Annotated in this window: 15 protein-coding genes; 9 read left to right on the top strand and 6 right to left on the bottom strand. The window is 45.0% G+C overall.

Features of this window, described 5'->3' with window-relative positions; genetic code table 11:
- Positions 1 to 109: 109 nt before the first annotated feature.
- Together NDJ01_RS10720 and NDJ01_RS10725 are read right to left on the bottom strand one after the other, a co-directional pair.
- Complete coding sequence (locus NDJ01_RS10720; protein ID WP_005390608.1) at positions 110 to 1,270, bottom strand: DUF1887 family protein; 1,161 nt, start codon at positions 1,268 to 1,270, stop codon at positions 110 to 112.
- 163 nt (positions 1,271 to 1,433) lie between these two features.
- Positions 1,434 to 3,425 carry a methyl-accepting chemotaxis protein gene (locus tag NDJ01_RS10725; RefSeq protein WP_256898884.1) on the bottom strand — a complete coding sequence of 664 codons (1,992 nt, stop codon included), beginning with the start codon at positions 3,423 to 3,425 and terminating at the stop codon, positions 1,434 to 1,436.
- Between the two features lie 267 nt (positions 3,426 to 3,692).
- On the opposite strand from NDJ01_RS10725, the gene hinT reads away from it, so the two are divergent.
- The 7 genes from hinT to NDJ01_RS10760 all read left to right on the top strand — a co-directional run bounded on the left by hinT (position 3,693) and on the right by NDJ01_RS10760 (position 9,910).
- Complete coding sequence (gene hinT / locus NDJ01_RS10730; protein ID WP_005390611.1) at positions 3,693 to 4,043, top strand: purine nucleoside phosphoramidase; 351 nt, start codon at positions 3,693 to 3,695, stop codon at positions 4,041 to 4,043.
- A gap of 70 nt (positions 4,044 to 4,113) precedes the next feature.
- A complete protein-coding gene (locus tag NDJ01_RS10735; protein ID WP_258586684.1) occupies positions 4,114 to 5,511 on the top strand; it encodes a COG3014 family protein in 1,398 nt (465 codons plus the stop codon).
- Entirely contained in the window at positions 5,511 to 5,903 is a 393-nt protein-coding gene (locus NDJ01_RS10740; protein WP_005390620.1) for a YcfL family protein, read from the top strand. The genes NDJ01_RS10735 and NDJ01_RS10740 overlap by 1 nt, the downstream gene beginning before the upstream one ends.
- 66 nt (positions 5,904 to 5,969) lie before the next feature.
- Positions 5,970 to 6,560 (top strand): penicillin-binding protein activator LpoB, encoded by a 591-nt coding sequence (lpoB, locus tag NDJ01_RS10745; RefSeq protein ID WP_005378467.1) that lies wholly within the window; start codon positions 5,970 to 5,972, stop codon positions 6,558 to 6,560.
- A 24-nt stretch (positions 6,561 to 6,584) separates the two neighbouring features.
- The gene (gene thiK / locus NDJ01_RS10750; RefSeq protein ID WP_145532306.1) at positions 6,585 to 7,466 is read left to right on the top strand and encodes a thiamine kinase; all 882 of its coding nucleotides are present in this window, start codon (positions 6,585 to 6,587) and stop codon (positions 7,464 to 7,466) included.
- Between the two features lie 75 nt (positions 7,467 to 7,541).
- Positions 7,542 to 8,081 carry an alpha/beta hydrolase YcfP gene (gene ycfP / locus NDJ01_RS10755; RefSeq protein ID WP_104974314.1) on the top strand — a complete coding sequence of 180 codons (540 nt, stop codon included), beginning with the start codon at positions 7,542 to 7,544 and terminating at the stop codon, positions 8,079 to 8,081.
- A gap of 539 nt (positions 8,082 to 8,620) precedes the next feature.
- Positions 8,621 to 9,910, top strand: coding sequence for an NAD(P)/FAD-dependent oxidoreductase (locus NDJ01_RS10760; RefSeq protein ID WP_005390626.1), 1,290 nt, complete (start codon positions 8,621 to 8,623; stop codon positions 9,908 to 9,910).
- Positions 9,911 to 9,994: 84 nt separating this feature from the next.
- On the opposite strand, the gene NDJ01_RS10765 is transcribed toward NDJ01_RS10760, so the two are convergent.
- The 4 genes from NDJ01_RS10765 to NDJ01_RS10780 form a co-directional block, all read right to left on the bottom strand.
- Entirely contained in the window at positions 9,995 to 10,543 is a 549-nt protein-coding gene (locus NDJ01_RS10765; RefSeq protein ID WP_048626173.1) for a GNAT family N-acetyltransferase, read from the bottom strand.
- Between the two features lie 163 nt (positions 10,544 to 10,706).
- Complete coding sequence (locus NDJ01_RS10770; protein WP_074191059.1) at positions 10,707 to 11,477, bottom strand: peptidoglycan binding protein CsiV; 771 nt, start codon at positions 11,475 to 11,477, stop codon at positions 10,707 to 10,709.
- Positions 11,478 to 11,484: 7 nt separating this feature from the next.
- Positions 11,485 to 14,946, bottom strand: a complete 3,462-nt coding sequence (gene mfd, locus NDJ01_RS10775) for a transcription-repair coupling factor (RefSeq protein ID WP_258586685.1) — start codon at positions 14,944 to 14,946, stop codon at positions 11,485 to 11,487.
- A 5-nt stretch (positions 14,947 to 14,951) separates the two neighbouring features.
- Positions 14,952 to 15,521 carry a PilZ domain-containing protein gene (locus NDJ01_RS10780; protein WP_256955068.1) on the bottom strand — a complete coding sequence of 190 codons (570 nt, stop codon included), beginning with the start codon at positions 15,519 to 15,521 and terminating at the stop codon, positions 14,952 to 14,954.
- Between the two features lie 249 nt (positions 15,522 to 15,770).
- Here NDJ01_RS10780 and lolC point away from each other — a divergent pair, with 249 nt between their 5' ends.
- Positions 15,771 to 16,979, top strand: a complete 1,209-nt coding sequence (gene lolC / locus NDJ01_RS10785; protein ID WP_258586686.1) for a lipoprotein-releasing ABC transporter permease subunit LolC — start codon at positions 15,771 to 15,773, stop codon at positions 16,977 to 16,979.
- Complete coding sequence (gene lolD / locus NDJ01_RS10790; protein WP_005378457.1) at positions 16,972 to 17,679, top strand: lipoprotein-releasing ABC transporter ATP-binding protein LolD; 708 nt, start codon at positions 16,972 to 16,974, stop codon at positions 17,677 to 17,679. Before lolC ends, lolD begins: the two co-directional genes overlap by 8 nt.

Below are 17,679 nucleotides of genomic sequence, written 5' to 3' on the forward strand. Positions count from 1 at the left end.
CTCTGGTTTTTTTCTACCTATCTAAACCCACACTTAAAAATTAGGTATGAAAAAAGCAGCCTGTAACGCTGCTTTTGATCATTTTGAATTCTAGCTTTTATCGCTGATACTAGATCTCGTCCGAGCCACCTGCGTCTTTAAACCAAGCCGTTAGGTGCGTTCTTAAGTCTTTAAGCTCATCAGGGCCAATCAGAGCTAGCCCCAAATCTTCTGCACGAGTAATGTCATTGTGACGAAGCGGTCGGAAGCTCACCAGCATTGCACGTGCTTGTAAACCACCTAGCAGATCTCTGAGGGACTCTAGCTTGTACAAGGTGTCATCGCCGTCATCTCGCATGCCTTTGGTTTTACACTCAATGATGTGGAGCTTGTTGTTTACCACTGTTGCAACATCCAACTCATTGCGTACTTCACTTTCACCAAGTTTGCGATAAACCTGAACATTCAAAGAGCGATCTTGAATCGTCGGCATCGTATCTTGAATTTGCTTGACCGTACTGTGTACCAGAGTCTCTAACCATTCACCGTTTGAAAAGCGGCGTGCATCTTCATCTGCAAACGTTAGAACGCCATTCTCATAAGTGGCGATTTGCGCTTCCACTAAGTCCGAAAGCAGCATGTTGAGCTCACGGTAGCCTTGTTGCTTTTCAGAAAGCTCCACATCAAGTTTTTGCTCTTTGCGGCATGTGGTTGCAAGGTAGTTAAGAGTCGCTAAGCCTGGACCAAGCTCAAGCGCATTTGAGGCCCAGCGTTCACCAAGTTCATACAGTTTTTTATCAAGAAGAGGAGGTAAATCAACGTGGTGGAACTCGCCGCGTGCGCCGAAGATGGTGAGGTAGTCAGCAATCGTAATGTGGTCTTCGACTTGAGTATCTTCTTTGCCATCTGGGTATAACCAGCAAAGCTTATCGCTACTTGGCTCAACCACAAAAATTGGCCAGCGATAGGTACGGAAAACCTCGTACACAGACAATAAGCGATGACGAAGACCGCAACTGGCGTTCAATTTCACATCTTCGCCGCGTTCATGGAGATCTTTTGCCAGTTTTTGAATCGCTTGTTTGATCAGCGAAGTATTGACGGCGGATGGGATTTCAAAAAATTCGGAAGTAATGTCTCGTTGCTCTAAAACGGCACTCAGTCGGTCAAATATATCTAACTGGCTCTTGTCTCCGATGAAGACGATATGTGTGCTTAGCGTACGATTATCTAATAGAGGAGTGACCAATCTCACTGGGTCTTGGTCGATAATACCAACATGAACAGCCATAGATTTTCCTTTTTATGAGGCCGCTCGAAAAGAGATGTGCAAGGGGATGAGCTGGCCATATTAATCATATGTAGACATGGCTGATAAAAAACAAGGGCGACTTAACAAAAAGTCGCCCTTATACAGTTGATTGCACTGATTAATGCTCAAATTTATAAATTATTTATAACTTAAAGCGGTGAACCAATTCACTCTGTTGATGAGCCAAGTGAGTCAGGGATTCACTGGTCTGTGCGATGCTCGACATAGCTTGGAAGCTTTCATCGGCGATACTATTGATATCTTCAATACTGCGTGCAATGTCTGCTGAGGTTTCACTTTGCTCTGCTGCCGCTTGCGAAATATGCGTACTCATTTGGCTGATTTCGATGATTAGCGCTTGAATCTCTTCCATTGAGCTGTTCGCTTTTGATGCTTGCTCAACAGACATCTCCATATCGCTCATACAGCTTTGTATTACTTGATTTGCTGACTGAGAGCTGGATTGCAGATTACTGATCATCGATTCAATTTCAGTGGTGGACTGAGTGGTTCTGGATGCAAGCACACGCACCTCATCGGCCACTACCGCAAAGCCGCGACCTTGCTCGCCAGCGCGAGCCGCTTCAATTGCTGCATTCAATGCCAGTAGGTTAGTTTGTTCAGCAATGTTGCGAATCACATCGAGGATAGAACCAATTTGACCACTCATTTTTTGCAGTTCAGAGACAGCGGAAACGGATTCGTTCAAACGCGTTTCCAGTTGATTTATGGTCGAGATATTGCTGCTCATGACATTTCTGCCTTCTTCAGAGGCAGATTCGACACGCTGCACCATTTCTAGTGAGCCTTGTGCACTTTGAGCGACTTCTTGCACTGAGTGAGACATTTCCGTCATTGCGGTCGCAACGTTTGCTGTTTGCTCGCGTTGTGAACTTAATTTGCTTTGCGCTTGCGAAGACGTGCTTTCGTTTGTCGCTGCGGTCGAAGATAGGTTCTCTGACGCTTCGTTGAGTTTCACTAAGATCTCGTGAAGACTGTCGGCTAGTGAGTTAATGTGTCCACTCACTCGGCTGAACTCGTTGTTATAGCGAATATCGATACGTTGTGTCATGTCACCTTCAGTCAGGCTTTCAAGCACTTTTAGAATACGAGTCAATGGCTCGCGAACGCTATGCGCGATGTGGTAGCCAATCGCTGTGGCAAGTAGCACGACGACAACGCCAATGATGATGGCTTTCGTCACACCCGCAGAATAAATGTCACCAGCGTCTGCTAACGATTCATTAAGTTTATCCGTTGCGGTTGTCGTAAATTGCTCAAGAATCGCCATCGTTGAATCAACTTTATTCGCTAGGTTGGCGATGTTGTTGTATAGCGCTGCACGAGCATTGAGGTAATTATTGTGCTGGTCTAAGACACCTCCACGCATTCCCACGTCGCGTGTGAATTGTTCTACCGACTCACCAAACGCTGTTTTTAGTTCAGGTAATTGAGTAACTAAACCACGGAAAGCATAGTTCAAATGAGTCACTGCTTTGCGGTTTTTGGTCACGGCTTGCGTAACAAACTCAGGATCAGAGCTGGCGAGGGCATCAGAGGTTATAACTTCGGCATCTTTTAGCTTAATGAAGTAACTCTTCGCCATGACTTTGACAGAAATGCTGGTTTGATCTGCCACATATTCTTTAAGGCCGACCGACAACTCGGTATTCAGCTTTTGGAAGCGACGTGACGATTTTTGCACTTTTTCCTGCGCAGCGAACATCGCTTCGTAGTTGTCCATGGCTTCAAGAGCTTCAGTAAAATAGCTCTGCTCTAACGTTTTTAATTGTGAAAACGGTTCGGCAAGAGAGGGGTAGATTTGGCTTGCAGTTTCCAGTTGAGCCAAAGTGGATTCGAAACGTTGTTGAGATCTAGCAAATTCCTGACGCATTTCATCCATGCGTTGTTTATTCTCTGTCGTCAGAAAATCTTTAAACGATTTGTCGGCAGAAAGCAGTTCAACACTGGTTTGGTTAGATAACGATACCAGTGGTAGGGATGATTTAGACACGGTGCCAAACTTCCCGTGAATATCACTCATTCCTCCCATCATAATGGCAATTGTGACGGCAAATAGGATGATGATCAGAGCAAAGCCCGCATACATCCTTTTAATAACTGAACCTCGCATAAGTGAGCTTCCTCTCCCAAAATAGACAAGCTACCCAAGAATTTTGAGCTTACTTGGGTATAAAAATAATAATTGTCTTAAAAAAGTAACAAAATTCATTGGATTGTATTGAGTTTGTGACGCGCATTTTATGACGCACACGACAAAAAAAGCTTCGTTAATTAGCGTTTGATTAATAATGTTAAGTGAACACTGTTTTTATTGAGCTCCGCTTTTGGTTGGCGCATACTAATTGGGGTCTAATTACCTTTATAAAATGGAGTCCTCATGGCGGAAGAAACGATCTTTAGTAAAATTATTCGTAAGGAAATCCCAGCCGATATTCTTTATCAAGATGAGTTGGTGACTGCGTTTCGCGATATTAACCCGCGCACACCGAGCCATATTCTCATTATTCCGAATAAATTGATCCCAACAACGAATGATGTTGAAGCTGAAGATGAAGCAATGATGGGGCGTTTGTTCACTGTTGCTAAAAAACTGGCGAAAGAGGAAGGCATTGCGGAAGACGGCTATCGCCTGATCGTTAATTGTAACCCGCACGGTGGCCAAGAGGTTTACCATATTCACATGCACCTATTAGGCGGTCGTCCTCTAGGTCCAATGGTATTGAGCTAAGCTTTAAAAGTGGGTGGCGCAGTTCACCCACTTCTTTTTCCTGTCGAATGACACATTTGTGGAGATAAATGTGAAACTAGGTGTAAAGCTGTTAGGGCTGATGGGCTGGGCTTTAATGGCCTCTGGCTGCGCGAATTTGTCTGCGGGCAACCTGTTTAGTCACTACAGCAACCAGAATCAAGAAGTTTATCAAGCCGTTGTTGCAGGGGAATATGCGAAAGCGAAACAACTTCAATCGAGCGAAGTGGGTGGCGAGATACTTGGCAACTTTGAAAAGGGCCGTATTTCTTTTCTTGCTGAAGATTACCCGACAAGTTTGAAAGCACTGGAAAATGGTGATCGTGCCGTTCGTGTTCAGCAAGATCGCGCGACTATTTCTGTGTCAGAAACGGCAACGAGCGTCGGCTCTCTCGCAGTGAACGACAATCTCCAAGATTATCATCCCGCCGATTATGAACTTGGCTTTCTGCACCTTTATCTCGGGCTAAACTATTTACAGAAAAATGATTTGGAAGGGGCGCTTGTTGAAGTGCGTCGAGCCAATCAAGTTCAGGAAGCGGCCAGAAAGGCGCGTGAAAAAGAACTAAAAGCAGCAGAAAAAGACCTGAAAAAGCAAGGCATGTCTGCCAATTTGGGCAGTGTGTTGGCGAGCTACCCTGATGCTGGTAAAAAACTAAGCGCAGTACAAAACGGCTATTTGTTCTATCTTTCTGGCTTGTTATATGAAGCGTCACGAGATTTAAACAGTGCTTATGTTGATTACCGACGAGCACTCGCTGTGATGCCAGACAACAAACAAGTTGTTGAAAGCACGTTGTACGCCGCTAAGAAACTAGGCATGCGTGAAGACTTACGCATGCTAGAGAAACGGTATGGTAAAGCACCTTCTGGGTTAACTCAGTCTCAAGGTCGAGTCATCGTTATTGATGAACAAGGCGTTGTGGAGGCTTTGAAAGGTTGGCGTATTGATCTACCGATTTACGACAGTCGCGATAATGGGGCCATTTATTCGTTGGCGCTTCCTTATTATCCGAATCGGGGTGCTCAACGTTTTAGCGATGTGGTTTTAAATGGTCAGGTATTGCCTTCTAGCACGCTGACTGATGTTAATGCGATGGCACAAAACGATCTTAATGAACGTCTGACTACAATGGTGATCCGTCAAGCTCTTCGCGTTTGGGCAAAAGATCGAATCCGAAAAGAGGCGGCGAAAAAAGGCGATGATGTGGGTAACATACTTTTCAATGTATGGAACACATTGACCGAGCAGCCGGATACGAGAAGTTGGCAAACATTACCAGCGCAAGTGAAAACGGCATCAAAAGTCGTGAAACCGGGAACACAAAGTTTAAACTTGGGTGATCAAACCTATCAGTTTGAAGTGCCTGCACAGCAGACTACATTGGTATGGGTATCTCGTCAGGGAACACACTCAACCGTGTGGCATAAACAGCTAGGGAGACTGTAATGAAAGCATGGCTTATTTGTTTAGCAATGGCTATTGGTTTAGTTGGATGCGCCGAAAACACGGCTGGTATTCGAATTGATGGTCAAACGCAAAAAGTATTTTTTAATGATAACGTTTTGGGTAGTCGCTTATTAGTTGACAACATCACCACCACTTACGTTGATGATCGTCCACGTGGAGTGGTGCAACTAAGCAGTAACTATAAAGGTGACCAGCACATTCTTTACCGCTTCTATTGGTATGACAATAATGGTTTAGAAGTGAATACCAAGCCTGGCCCATGGCGCAAAATGATTGTGCGAGGGTTTGAGCAAGTCACGTTATCTGAAGTTACTGTGAATCCAAATGGCACCAAATTCCGTGTTCAAATTAGAGAAGCACAAGACAATTAATCTTAACGGCTTTGCCGAAGCTGCCGCGCTAACGATGCGCTGGTATTGAAAAACTAAGGAACTCTCATGAAAAAAAGTATTATTGCTCTTTTAGGTCTTGCCGTCATTTTGGGTGGCTGTTCTAACAAAGTCTCTTACGGCGATGCGCAAGCAACAGAAACCACAACTATCGATTTTGGCTCAACAGATTTACAAAAAATCGCGGCTGAAATGGTGGATAGCATGATGATGTCGGGTTCTGTAGCAGCAATTACTCGTGATCAACGTCCTATCGTTTTTGTTGAGCGAATTAAGAACAAGACCAGTGAACACATTGACACTGAATCCATTACCGACACTATTTCTACTAAGATGCTGAACTCTGGTAAGTTCCGCTTTGTTGATATGGACCGTGTTGAGTCTGTGCGTGAACAGCTTAACTTCCAAAACACGGATGAGCTGGTTAACCAAAGCACAGCGATCCAATTTGGTAAAATGGTGGGTGCGCAATACATGCTTTACGGTAACCTATCTAGCATCGTCAAAAATGCAGGTAGCGATAAAGATGTATACTACAAGATGACCATGCGCCTAATGGACCTAGAAACAGGTTTGATTGAGTGGGCGGATGAAACGGAAATTCGTAAAGCGCAATCGAAGAGCTTATTCGGTCTTTAATCGATACTGATGGAGAAGTCATCAATGGCATGGTTTTCTTGGCAACAAGCAAAACAGTTAGATCCGAGTCTTAATGCTCTCGATGGCTTCTTTACTGAGCCTCCGGTAAAAGTTCAAACCGTTACCGGGGGGCTAACCAACCGTTGTTGGCGGTTGGAATCCTCTCAAGGCCTTGTATACATCTGGCGACCGACCAGTAATGTTTGCAAGGCTTTTTCAATTTCTCGCCACAATGAATATCAAGTTCTGAATGCTATCTCTTCATTAGAAATTGGTCCTAAGCCAGTGTTTATCCACGAGCAAGGTTTACTGGTGGAATGGATCGAAGGGCAAGCACTTTCGGATGTAGGGCTACCAGTAAGAGATTTATTATCCATTGCGGCGACCATTCATCAGCACCCGATCAGCGCGCTCCCTTTGGTTCCATTTTCTTATATTTCTCGCATCGATCATTATTGGCTTGAGCTTGATGGTCAGTATGCGGATACGGAATTTGAGGCTCTATACATGAAGTGGCGCACGGAACCGAGTGTAGTGCCGGTTCCACTAGCTCTTTGTCACTTTGACCTGGGGTGTTACAACCTCGTTCGGGGAGATAGTGGGGTGAAAGTCATTGATTGGGAGTATGCTGGTATTGCTGACCCTAGGCTTGATTTGACCTTGACTATTCAAGTCGCGGATGCGCCTGTGGAAGAGGCAGTGAAACAGTATTGCCAAATTCGAGGTATCGACGATACGTCTCTTTGGTTAAGTGGTGTACAGGAGTGGCAGCCAAGAACCCTAGTGATGGCGATGCTTTGGTATCTACTGGCCTATAAATTGTGGGGAGATGAACAATACTTAAACAGTGCGCATGAGTTGAAAGGCTCATTGTGTATGGAAGATCACTGTTTTGAGAACTCGTGATATTTTCCCCTTTAACAGTAAGGAAATAGTGGTAGTTTTAATAAAAGTACCAGATACACACAGGGAGAGGTACACATGATTATTTACTTACACGGCTTTGACAGTACAAGCCCGGGTAACCACGAAAAAGTTCTTCAACTGCAATTCATCGACGACGACGTTCGTTTTATCAATTACAGCACCCTTCACCCAAAGCACGACATGCAACACTTGTTAAAAGAGGTGTCTAAAGTTATCGAGCAATCGGATGATCCAAACCCGTTAATCTGTGGGGTTGGTTTAGGTGGTTATTGGTCTGAACGAATTGGTTTTCTATGCGGTATCAAGCAAGTGATGTTTAACCCGAACTTGCACCCAGAAAAAACGATGGCTGGTCGAATCGATCGCCCAGAAGAGTACGAAGATATCGCAACAAAATGTGTTGATCAGTTTCGAGCGAAAAATCAGGCGCACTGCTTAGTGATTTTATCCAAAGATGATGAAGTGCATGACAATGCGAAAACTGCAGCTGAGTTAGAAAAATACTATCAAATCATTTGGGACGAAACGCAGTCCCACAAGTTCAAAAAGATCTCTCACCATTTACAAGCGATGAAGGCATTTAAAAATACTTAAGAGTGTTTGAGTGTGAACAGTAAAGCGGCATTTTTTATCGGCTGCTTTGCTGCGACCCCCTTTTGTGAGTATGCCGAGTCCCTTTCTCTTTAAAGGCCTCATTTTTTTGGTTTAGCGCTTAGATTATTGTGTTCTCCTTACCGTTTTCTTACTTCCATCCTATGTGGCACGAATACCTTGTTGTAGAGTAGTCGAAAAGTAGTCAATCCGTACTCGTCACACGGATTTTGGTTGCCTTCAAAGTACGTCTCTATATAATGAACCAGACTAAAATAATTTGATAAATATCAAAAAAAATTGAGAGCGAGTAATAAACTTGCCCAAAAATCTCTGGCGTCGTATGCGTACCAGACAAATATGCTGATTCCTAACAAGTTATTGATAGATAAAGAATAAAATTAGGCAGCAGTTTTTAATCCAAATAAATTGAGACACCTCTAAGAACCAAGAATTCATCGGTTGGATGTATGGCACAGCATGTCTGTGAGCCATATGTCGAGCTGAACCCCATATATTCATTTTTGTAGAGGAAAATCATTGTGACACGCATTATCGTTGTAGGCGGCGGTGCTGGTGGTCTTGAGTTGGCAACTAAGCTTGGCCGAACTCTAGGTCGCAAGAACCGTGCGCAAATTACGCTAGTAGATCGTAAAGCGAGCCACTTGTGGAAGCCATTATTGCATGAAGTTGCAACTGGCTCTTTGGACGAAGGGGTGGATGCTCTGAGTTATCGAGCTCATGCAAAAAACCACAGCTTCGACTTCCAAATGGGTAGCCTTCAAGACATCGACCGCGAACGTAAAGTGATCATCTTAAGTGAGCTTAAAGATGAGCATGGTGAGCTTCTGATGCCAAGCCGCGAGCTAGAATACGACATTCTGGTCATGGCGATTGGTTCAACATCAAACGACTTCAACACTCCTGGCGTTCGTGAGAACTGTATTTTCCTAGACAGTCCAGAACAAGCGCACCGTTTCCGCACAGAAATGAACAATGAGTTCCTAAAACTGCACGCGAAAAACGGTAACGGTACGGTGGATATCGCGATTGTTGGTGCTGGTGCAACTGGCGTTGAGCTATCTGCAGAACTACACAATGCCGTTAAAGAGCTGCGTACTTACGGCTTTGGCGATCTTGACTCTAGCAAGCTGAACGTCAACCTGATTGAAGCGGGTGAGCGTATTTTACCAGCGTTACCTCCACGTATTTCTTCTGCTGCTCATCAAGAGTTGGTGAAGTTGGGCGTAAACGTACGCACTGCAACCATGGTGACTAAAGCTGAAAAAGATGGCCTCACCACGAAAGATGGTGAGAAGATCCCGGCACAAATCATGGTTTGGGCTGCGGGTATTAAAGCACCAGATTTTATTAAAGATATCGCTGGTTTAGAAACGAACCGTATCAACCAGCTGGTAGTGAAAAATACACTACAAACGACGCGTGATGATGACATTTTCGTTATTGGTGACTTAGCACAATGTACTCAGGCTGATGGTTCGTTTGTTCCACCACGTGCGCAAGCTGCGCACCAAATGGCAAGCCAAGCATTCAGCAACATCGTTGCGAAGATCAACGGACGCGAGCTGAAAGATTATGTGTATAAAGATCACGGCTCATTGGTGTCTCTAAGCCGTTTCTCTACCGTTGGTAGCTTGATGGGCAACCTAACCAAAGGGTCGATGATGGTAGAAGGCCGTATTGCACGTGTCGTTTATATCTCGTTATATAGAATGCACCTGATGGCGTTGCACGGCGTATTTAAAACCGGACTGATGATGCTCGTGGGCCGTATCAACCGAGTACTGCGTCCAAACCTTAAGCTTCACTAAGACGCCAAATTCACATCTACGCGGATTGCGCGGATGCTGTAGCTTCGAAATATAAAAAGCCACCGCAAGTCGGTGGCTTTTTATTTATGTTAGATCTGCCGGTAAAAGTGAGTACACAACGCCATCCTTAGGCTTACCATGAAAAATAAACCGGTTTCTGGCGATGGTTTCTTTTTGTGCACCGACTGACTCAATTAAGGTTTGGCTTGCTTCGTTGTCGGGGTCACAGACAATTTCCAGTCGAGTTAAACTCAGCTTTGCAAAGCAGAATTCAGCCAAGGCTCTAACGGCTTCTTGAGCATAGCCCTGTCGTTGATAGCGGTCAGCAACCCAGTAGCCAATACTTGCCATATTAAACGTGTGATATAACTCGTTTACGGCGGCCATTCCTACTAGAGTGTTACTTTGTCGCTCATAGATACCGAAACCGAAAGCTTCTGTTTTTACCCAGTTAAGTCGGGTTGCCAACAGGAAGTCCTGTGCATCTTTCAACGTAACGTTTTGATTACACCAATCTAGCCACTGGTGTAGGGAAGGGGATTCTGCAAGCAAACGTTGTAGTAAGTGAGCTTCTTCAGAAGGGATGAGCTTGAGCGCTAAGCGGGGCGCAATGATTTCAAAATCTGGACTCATGAACTGATACGACTTCCATGTTGAGTTTAAGTAATTTGAAAACTGTCTATTTCATACTGTAACGCAGTTATTTTCCTTGCTCTGCGTTGGTTAGGAATAACTGAGGACATAACAGATAAAAACAAAGCGCAGCAAATGCTGCGCTTTGTTGAATCACTCGTGCTTATCGAACGCGACGAACTTGAATGATCATGCCCATCAATGGGTTGTCTAGGTAATGAGTCTCACTACTACGCATACGGCGTTTTTGATCCATTCGATAGCTCTTGAGGAACTTTTCTTCTGTTATTGTAGGAGAGATTTCCGCCAAGTTACCCACTTGAACATTACCATCGACCTCACCTAAATCATCCGCCAATTGCTCGGTTGAAGTTGGTTCAAAACGCACTTCTCTAACACTTGGCTCGCGCAGGTCTAGTGTCGTTTCAGCGAATAGATAATGCTGCACGTAAATTTGGAATCGACCGTCTAGTTCATACAAAGGACCGTTGACTGTCTCTTCACTGTAACCGTCAGTGGAAAATGTCTGAGTACTGCCATTGATTGGACTACCATCTGCGTGATAAGAATCAGAAAAATCTCGTCCACCAACAATACGGAAAATTGGGGCGCTAGATTTGCCTCGGTCACCTTGACGCCATGCTACGTGTTTAAGCACTTTAAACCCTGCATGGTTGTTTAATGCCGCTTCTTGCGCATTCAGGCGGAAAGATGAGCGTGGCAGTAGTGTTACACCTTTAGAGCGACGGTATGATTCACTCTCTAAGCTGCCGACATTTTCCATATCGATTTTTGGCAGTTGATTCGGCCAAGATTCAGTGGTGCTTTCAGCGTCGACTGCTCGCTTGAAAATGATCACTTCAATATCAAATTGACGCTGTGCCCAAGAAGGCATTGAGACACATAGAAGCAATAACGGGATCAGTATTCTCATTCGACTATTAGCTCGTTGGTAATAAATTCTGTTTAAAATCATTCAATAAGTCTTGAACAAACTGAATGCGTTTACGTCGGTCCGCCAATGGTACGCTAAACTTGAACTTAGTTGGACCTTCCATTGCAAATTTTTGCGGCTGTGATTGCAGCAGTTTAACCAAATACGCTGGATTTATGTCAGCATCAGGGTAAAACTCGATAAATCCGCCTTTATCATGGGCTTCTATCTTTTTCGCTTTTAGGCTACCAGCCGAAATTTTCAATTCTGAGACAGCAAGTAAGTTCTTCGTCGCGTCTGGAAGCAGTCCAAATCGATCGATAAGTTCCACTTTGAGCTCTGAGAGTTCTTCACCACTCGTAACGCTTGCAATACGTTTGTACATCGACAGTCGTGTATTCACATCCGGGATGTAATCGTCTGGCAAGAGCGCTGGGATTCGCATTTCAACTTCAGTTTGTTCACGAAGCAGCTCGTCCAAAGAAGGTTCTTTACCTTCTTTCAATGCTTGGACTGCTTGTTCCAGCATTTCCATGTACAGTGTAAAACCAACCGATTGAATTTGCCCACTTTGCTCGTCACCAAGCAGTTCACCAGCCCCACGGATTTCCAAGTCGTGAGTTGCTAGAGTAAAGCCTGCGCCTAAGTCTTCCAGTGAAGCTATCGCATCAAGACGCTTGATAGCATCTTTGGTCATGGCTTTTGGATGTGGCGTTAATAAGTAAGCATAGGCTTGATGATGAGAGCGTCCAACACGGCCACGCAATTGGTGCAGTTGCGCTAAACCAAGGTTGTCTGCACGATCCATAATAATGGTATTCGCCGTTGGTACGTCGATACCGGTCTCGATGATCGTTGTACACACCAACACATTAAAGCGCTGGTGGTAGAAATCATTCATGATGCGCTCCAGTTCGCGCTCACGCATTTGACCATGTGCCACGGTAATTCGTGCTTCAGGAATAAGCTTTTGCAAGTCTTCCGCGGTTTTCTCGATAGTCTCTACCTGATTGTGCAGGAAGTAAACCTGACCACCACGCATGATTTCACGCAGTACCGCCTCACGGACCACAGATTCTTCTCTTTGACGAACAAAGGTTTTGATGGCTAAACGACGCGCTGGAGGTGTCGCGATGATCGACAGATCGCGCATGCCACTCATTGCCATATTCAGTGTACGTGGAATTGGTGTTGCGGTGAGGGTAAGAATATCCACATCCGCACGCATTGCTTTGACTTTTTCTTTTTGACGAACTCCGAAGCGGTGTTCCTCATCAACGATCAACAAACCTAAATCTTTGAATTTAATGTCGCTCGAAAGCAGCTTATGCGTACCAACGACAATATCGACTTTACCATCTGCAACGTCTTGCAAAATGACTTTTTGTTCTTTGGCCGATTTAAAACGAGACAGTACTTCAACTCGGATTGGTAAGTTGGCAAAACGGTCACGGAAGTTTTCGAAATGCTGCTGAGCAAGCAGAGTTGTCGGTACGAGAACGGCGACCTGTTTACTGTTATCCGTTGCGACAAATGCTGCGCGCATAGCGACTTCTGTTTTACCAAAGCCCACGTCACCACACACTAGGCGATCCATCGCTTTTGCTTGGCACATGTCAGACAAGACGGCATTGATGGCCATCGCTTGGTCATCCGTTTCTTCAAATGGGAACGTTGCTTTAAACGTTGCGTATTGCCCACGATCTAGCTCAAATTTGAAGCCTGGTTTTAATTCTCGTTTAGCGTAAACATCCAGCAACTCGGCCGCGACATCACGCACTTTTTCTGCCGCTTTACGACGTGCTTTTGCCCAAGCCTCGCCACCCAATTTATGTAGTGGTGCACTTTCTTCAGCACCGCCTGAATAACGGCTAATAAGGTTTAGTGATGAAACTGGTACGTAGAGCTTGGCATCGTTTTGATACTCAAGGGTGACGTATTCCGTTTTCATGCCACCGGCTTCAAGTGTTTGTAAACCGATGTAGCGGCCAATACCGTGATCAATATGAACCACGGGTTGACCGGGTTTCAATTCCGCAAGGTGGCGAATAACGGTGTCACTGTTGACTGCTTTTTTATCTTTGCGGCGTCGCTGGATAACGCGGTCACCGAGAAGATCACTTTCACAGATCAGAGCGAAGTTCAGCTCTTCGTGAATGAAACCATGCTCTGCAGCGCCTAAGATCAAACTGAAGCGATCACCCGAATCTAGAGCTTGGTAAAGTGAGCCATGTACGACAGGGCGAACTTTGATGCCTTGCAACAGTTCCGTTAGTGCTTCACGACGACCTTCTGACTCTACCGAGAAAACAATTTTGCCGCTGAATTGCTCACTGAATTGACGAAGACGCGAAAGCGGTTCTTTATTTTGTTGCTGAACGCCAAGCTCGGCTAACGATTGTACTGGTAGGTTTTGACGACCAGCACGCTTAACCACTTTCTCTAGGCTCAATTGAGCCATAGGGAGCTGTTTTAGTTGGCTGAAGAGTTCGTCTTTTTTCAGCCAAAGTTGTTCAGGAGTCAAAAGAGGACGTAGTGGATCAACTTTTTTCTGGTCGTACCGATATTCGATATCGGTTAAGAAAGTATCGACCGCAGATTCAATATCACCATATGTGATGACTTGAGAGTCTTCTGGCAAATATTCAAATAAAGTCTCGGTATGGTCAAAAAACAGCGGTTGCCAATACTCAATACCAGCGGGCCAAGTGCCTTTGGTCACTTGCATGTAGATCGATTCTGGCTCTCGGCGTGCTTCAAATTGGGTGCGCCAACGTGTACGAAAATCCTCAATCGCTTCTTTAGTGGTTGGGAACTCATGCGCAGGCAGCAATTGGATTTGCTGAATATCGTCGATAGAGCGTTGGTTCTCTGGATCAAACGTGCGAATGGTATCTATCTCATCATCAAAGAAGTCGATGCGATACGGGTCATCGCTGCCCATAGGAAAGAGATCCAGAATAGACCCACGGCTCGCGTATTCACCTGGCCCAAATACTTGGTCTACGTGGCGGTAGCCCGAATTTTCAAGTTGTACACGTAGTTTCTCAAGCGAGAGTTGATCGCCGGTTTTCACCATTAAGGTATGTTGCAATAGAAAATCACGTGGCGACTGTCGCTGCAGCACCGTACTGACTGGCACGATGGTAATGCCATTACGTTGGCTTGGCAGTTGGTATAGGCGCGCGATACGTTCAGAGATAATTTCTTGATGCGGAGAAAAGTTATCGTAAGGCAGCGTTTCCCAATCAGGGAACAGGCTTACTGTTTGGTCGGTGAATTGTTCAATCTCCGCTTGAAGCTTTAAAGCGATTTGCGGGTCAGGCACGACGAGTAGCGAGTGACTCGAATGCTGCTTGGCTAGCTCAGCAATAGCTAGAGGTAGAGCCGCGCCCGGTAAATTACCTAGCTGTTTTTTGTCGCCACGCTCAGAAGGATTGGTGACGGAAAGAATCGTTGCTTTTGTCATAGGAGTTATTTTTTATCTCGCTCCATCGAGCGCTGACGTAAAAGTTTTTGTTGTTGATATAGTGCCGCCTTTATCAGCAAATCTTGGTCAGATTCACGTAGCATCTTATATCTAAGAGTGATAATGAAATCTTGCTCTGAAGCATCACATTCTTCTACTTGAGCGTAACCGTAAATCGCTGCAGCAGGATGATCGAGAAACAGTTTAACACGAACGAGTTGTTGAGCAGATAGCACTGTATCTGAACGGTAACTGAGTTGGCTGGCGCCAAACTTCGTGGTTTGATATCGAATGGAGGCGTCATCTTGTTGTGAAAGCATAAAGCTCAACAAGAGGTTAAGTTTCGCGTTTTGCGTATCAAGCAAGTTAATCACATGCTTTAAATCTTTGTTTTTTAGCTCTAGACGTGCATTGTCTGCCAACATATCTAGATGGCTAAATTCGCTGGCAACAATAAACGGTGCTGGAATTTCGGAGACAAAGGTTTCTTCATCTGGCAAAGCAAAATCCGCACTCAACGTTTCGACGTTGATAGTTAGATTATGATGGACGGTAAAGTATTCTTGCTCTGTCATATAGTCGGTCCTTTTGCCAGCGAGCGCTCCCTGTTCACTCAACAAACAAAGAGAAGTAGGGCACTGATTATCGCTAACTGAATGAAGTTATCAAGTTTACCTGATTTGTCCTTGAACTTTTTGCCCTAAATACAGACTTATTGCATGTCGTTGACAAATTTAGCGATTCTCTTGTCTTCTTAATGAGAAGAGTAAGGTAAGATAACCTGCTAAAGCTTTATATCAAAACAACCAGTTGGTTTGTCTTATATGTATCATCCTATCTCATTATTTATTGGTTTGAGATATCTTCGGGGACGCTCTGGAGATAGGTTCAGCCGATTTGTTTCTTATATGTCGACGGCGGGTATTACGATCGGTGTAATGGCGTTGGTGACGGTTCTTTCTGTGATGAATGGGTTCGAATCGCAGTTAAAAGAGCGCATTTTAGGTGTGCTGCCCCACGCTGTTGTTTCACAACACGATGGAAAAACGCCGTTGACCGAGTCTGCCCCTTCATTTGTTCAAGCGATGTCGAGTGAATCTGAACCGGAGCCTATCGTTCGTGGAGAGGCTGTAATTCAGAGTTCTGCGCAACTGACGGCAGGTTACCTCATTGGCATTGAACCAAAGAAAGGCGACCCGATTAGCAACCATTTGATTGCTGGGCGATTATCGTCACTTCAAGCGGGCGATTACAATGTCTTTTTGGGTCATAGTTTGGCGCGCTCTCTAAAGGTATCAATGGGGGATAAAGTGCGCTTAATGGTGACCAACGCGACGCAGTTTACCCCACTTGGTCGTATTCCTAGCCAGCGAAATTTTACTGTCTCAGGCATTTTCAATACGGGATCGGACGTTGATGGTCAATTAATGATTGTGAACATGACGGATGCATCTAAGCTGATGCGTTTTCCGAAAGACACGGTTTCTGGTTGGCGTGTCTTTTTCTCTGACCCATTTATGGTGACGGATTTTGCTGACCAACCCATGCCTGATGGGTGGCAATGGAGTGATTGGCGCGAGCAGCGTGGTGAGCTTTTCCAAGCGGTGAAAATGGAAAAGAACATGATGGGACTCATGCTAGGTCTGATAGTGGGCGTTGCTGCATTCAATATTATCTCCGCCTTAATCATGGTGGTGATGGAGAAACAATCAGAAGTCGCAATATTGAAAACTCAAGGCATGACTCAATCTCAAGTGATGACCATTTTCATGGTACAAGGGGCGAGCAGCGGTGTAATTGGCGCGATTGTCGGTGGCGCTGCGGGCGTGATCTTGTCACTTAACCTGAATGCGATTCTTGAATCTGCCGGTGTGGCGCTATTCAGTTTCGGTGGCCATCTACCTATTTTGATTGATTCACTGCAAATTCTTTTAGTGGTGGTGTTGGCGATTGCTCTTAGCCTCGCTGCTACGCTTTATCCTTCTTATCGAGCATCTTCTGTTAAACCTGCTGAGGCACTTCGCTATGAATAAGCTATTAGAATGTCGTGATATTCGTAAAGTCTACCGAGAGGGTTCGTTAGATACGGAAGTGTTGAAAGGCGTAAGTTTCGATATCGACAAAGGGGAGTTGGTTTCTATTGTTGGCTCTTCTGGTTCGGGAAAAAGTACCTTATTGCATATTTTAGGGGCGTTAGATGACGCAACTCATGGTGAAGTTGATTTTCTAGGGCAAAACCTATCGGCTTTAAGTTCGAATAAACAGGCGGCTTTACGCAACAAGCACCTTGGTTTTGTATACCAGTTCCATCACTTGTTAGCTGATTTTACTGCGCTTGAAAACGTGGCGATGCCACTGATGATTGGCGGCGCTAAAGTAGCGGATGCAAAACAGGCGGCTAAAGCGTTGTTAGATAAAGTTGGTTTGAGTCATCGGATGCAACACAGGCCTTCTGAGTTATCGGGCGGTGAGCGTCAACGTGTTGCGATTGCGCGTGCATTGGTGAATAAGCCTGATCTGGTTTTGGCCGATGAACCTACGGGGAACTTAGATCACAATACGGCACTGTCTATCTATGATTTGATGCGCGAGCTCAATAAAGAGTCAAACATTGCATTTTTGGTTGTCACGCATGACAAAGAGCTGGCAGCGAAAATGGATCGTCAAATGCACATGCAAGATGGTTTGCTCGTAGATCGTTTTGTGACTGATACTGCGTCTGCGGAGGGCTAA

The organism is Vibrio sp. HS-50-1 (assembly GCF_024747315.1).
Classification (GTDB): Bacteria; Pseudomonadota; Gammaproteobacteria; order Enterobacterales; family Vibrionaceae; genus Vibrio; species Vibrio diabolicus.

Coding starts and splice junctions, on each gene's coding strand:
- hinT (WP_005390611.1), top strand. CDS start 3,693: ATGGCGGAAGAAACGATCTTTAGTAAAATTATTCGTAAGGAAATCCCA.
- NDJ01_RS10740 (WP_005390620.1), top strand. CDS start 5,511: ATGAAAGCATGGCTTATTTGTTTAGCAATGGCTATTGGTTTAGTTGGA.
- lpoB (WP_005378467.1), top strand. CDS start 5,970: ATGAAAAAAAGTATTATTGCTCTTTTAGGTCTTGCCGTCATTTTGGGT.
- NDJ01_RS10770 (WP_074191059.1), bottom strand. CDS start 11,477: ATGAGAATACTGATCCCGTTATTGCTTCTATGTGTCTCAATGCCTTCT.
- NDJ01_RS10720 (WP_005390608.1), bottom strand. CDS start 1,270: ATGGCTGTTCATGTTGGTATTATCGACCAAGACCCAGTGAGATTGGTC.
- lolC (WP_258586686.1), top strand. CDS start 15,771: ATGTATCATCCTATCTCATTATTTATTGGTTTGAGATATCTTCGGGGA.
- NDJ01_RS10765 (WP_048626173.1), bottom strand. CDS start 10,543: ATGAGTCCAGATTTTGAAATCATTGCGCCCCGCTTAGCGCTCAAGCTC.
- NDJ01_RS10780 (WP_256955068.1), bottom strand. CDS start 15,521: ATGACAGAGCAAGAATACTTTACCGTCCATCATAATCTAACTATCAAC.
- ycfP (WP_104974314.1), top strand. CDS start 7,542: ATGATTATTTACTTACACGGCTTTGACAGTACAAGCCCGGGTAACCAC.
- mfd (WP_258586685.1), bottom strand. CDS start 14,946: ATGACAAAAGCAACGATTCTTTCCGTCACCAATCCTTCTGAGCGTGGC.
- thiK (WP_145532306.1), top strand. CDS start 6,585: ATGGCATGGTTTTCTTGGCAACAAGCAAAACAGTTAGATCCGAGTCTT.
- NDJ01_RS10725 (WP_256898884.1), bottom strand. CDS start 3,425: ATGCGAGGTTCAGTTATTAAAAGGATGTATGCGGGCTTTGCTCTGATC.
- lolD (WP_005378457.1), top strand. CDS start 16,972: ATGAATAAGCTATTAGAATGTCGTGATATTCGTAAAGTCTACCGAGAG.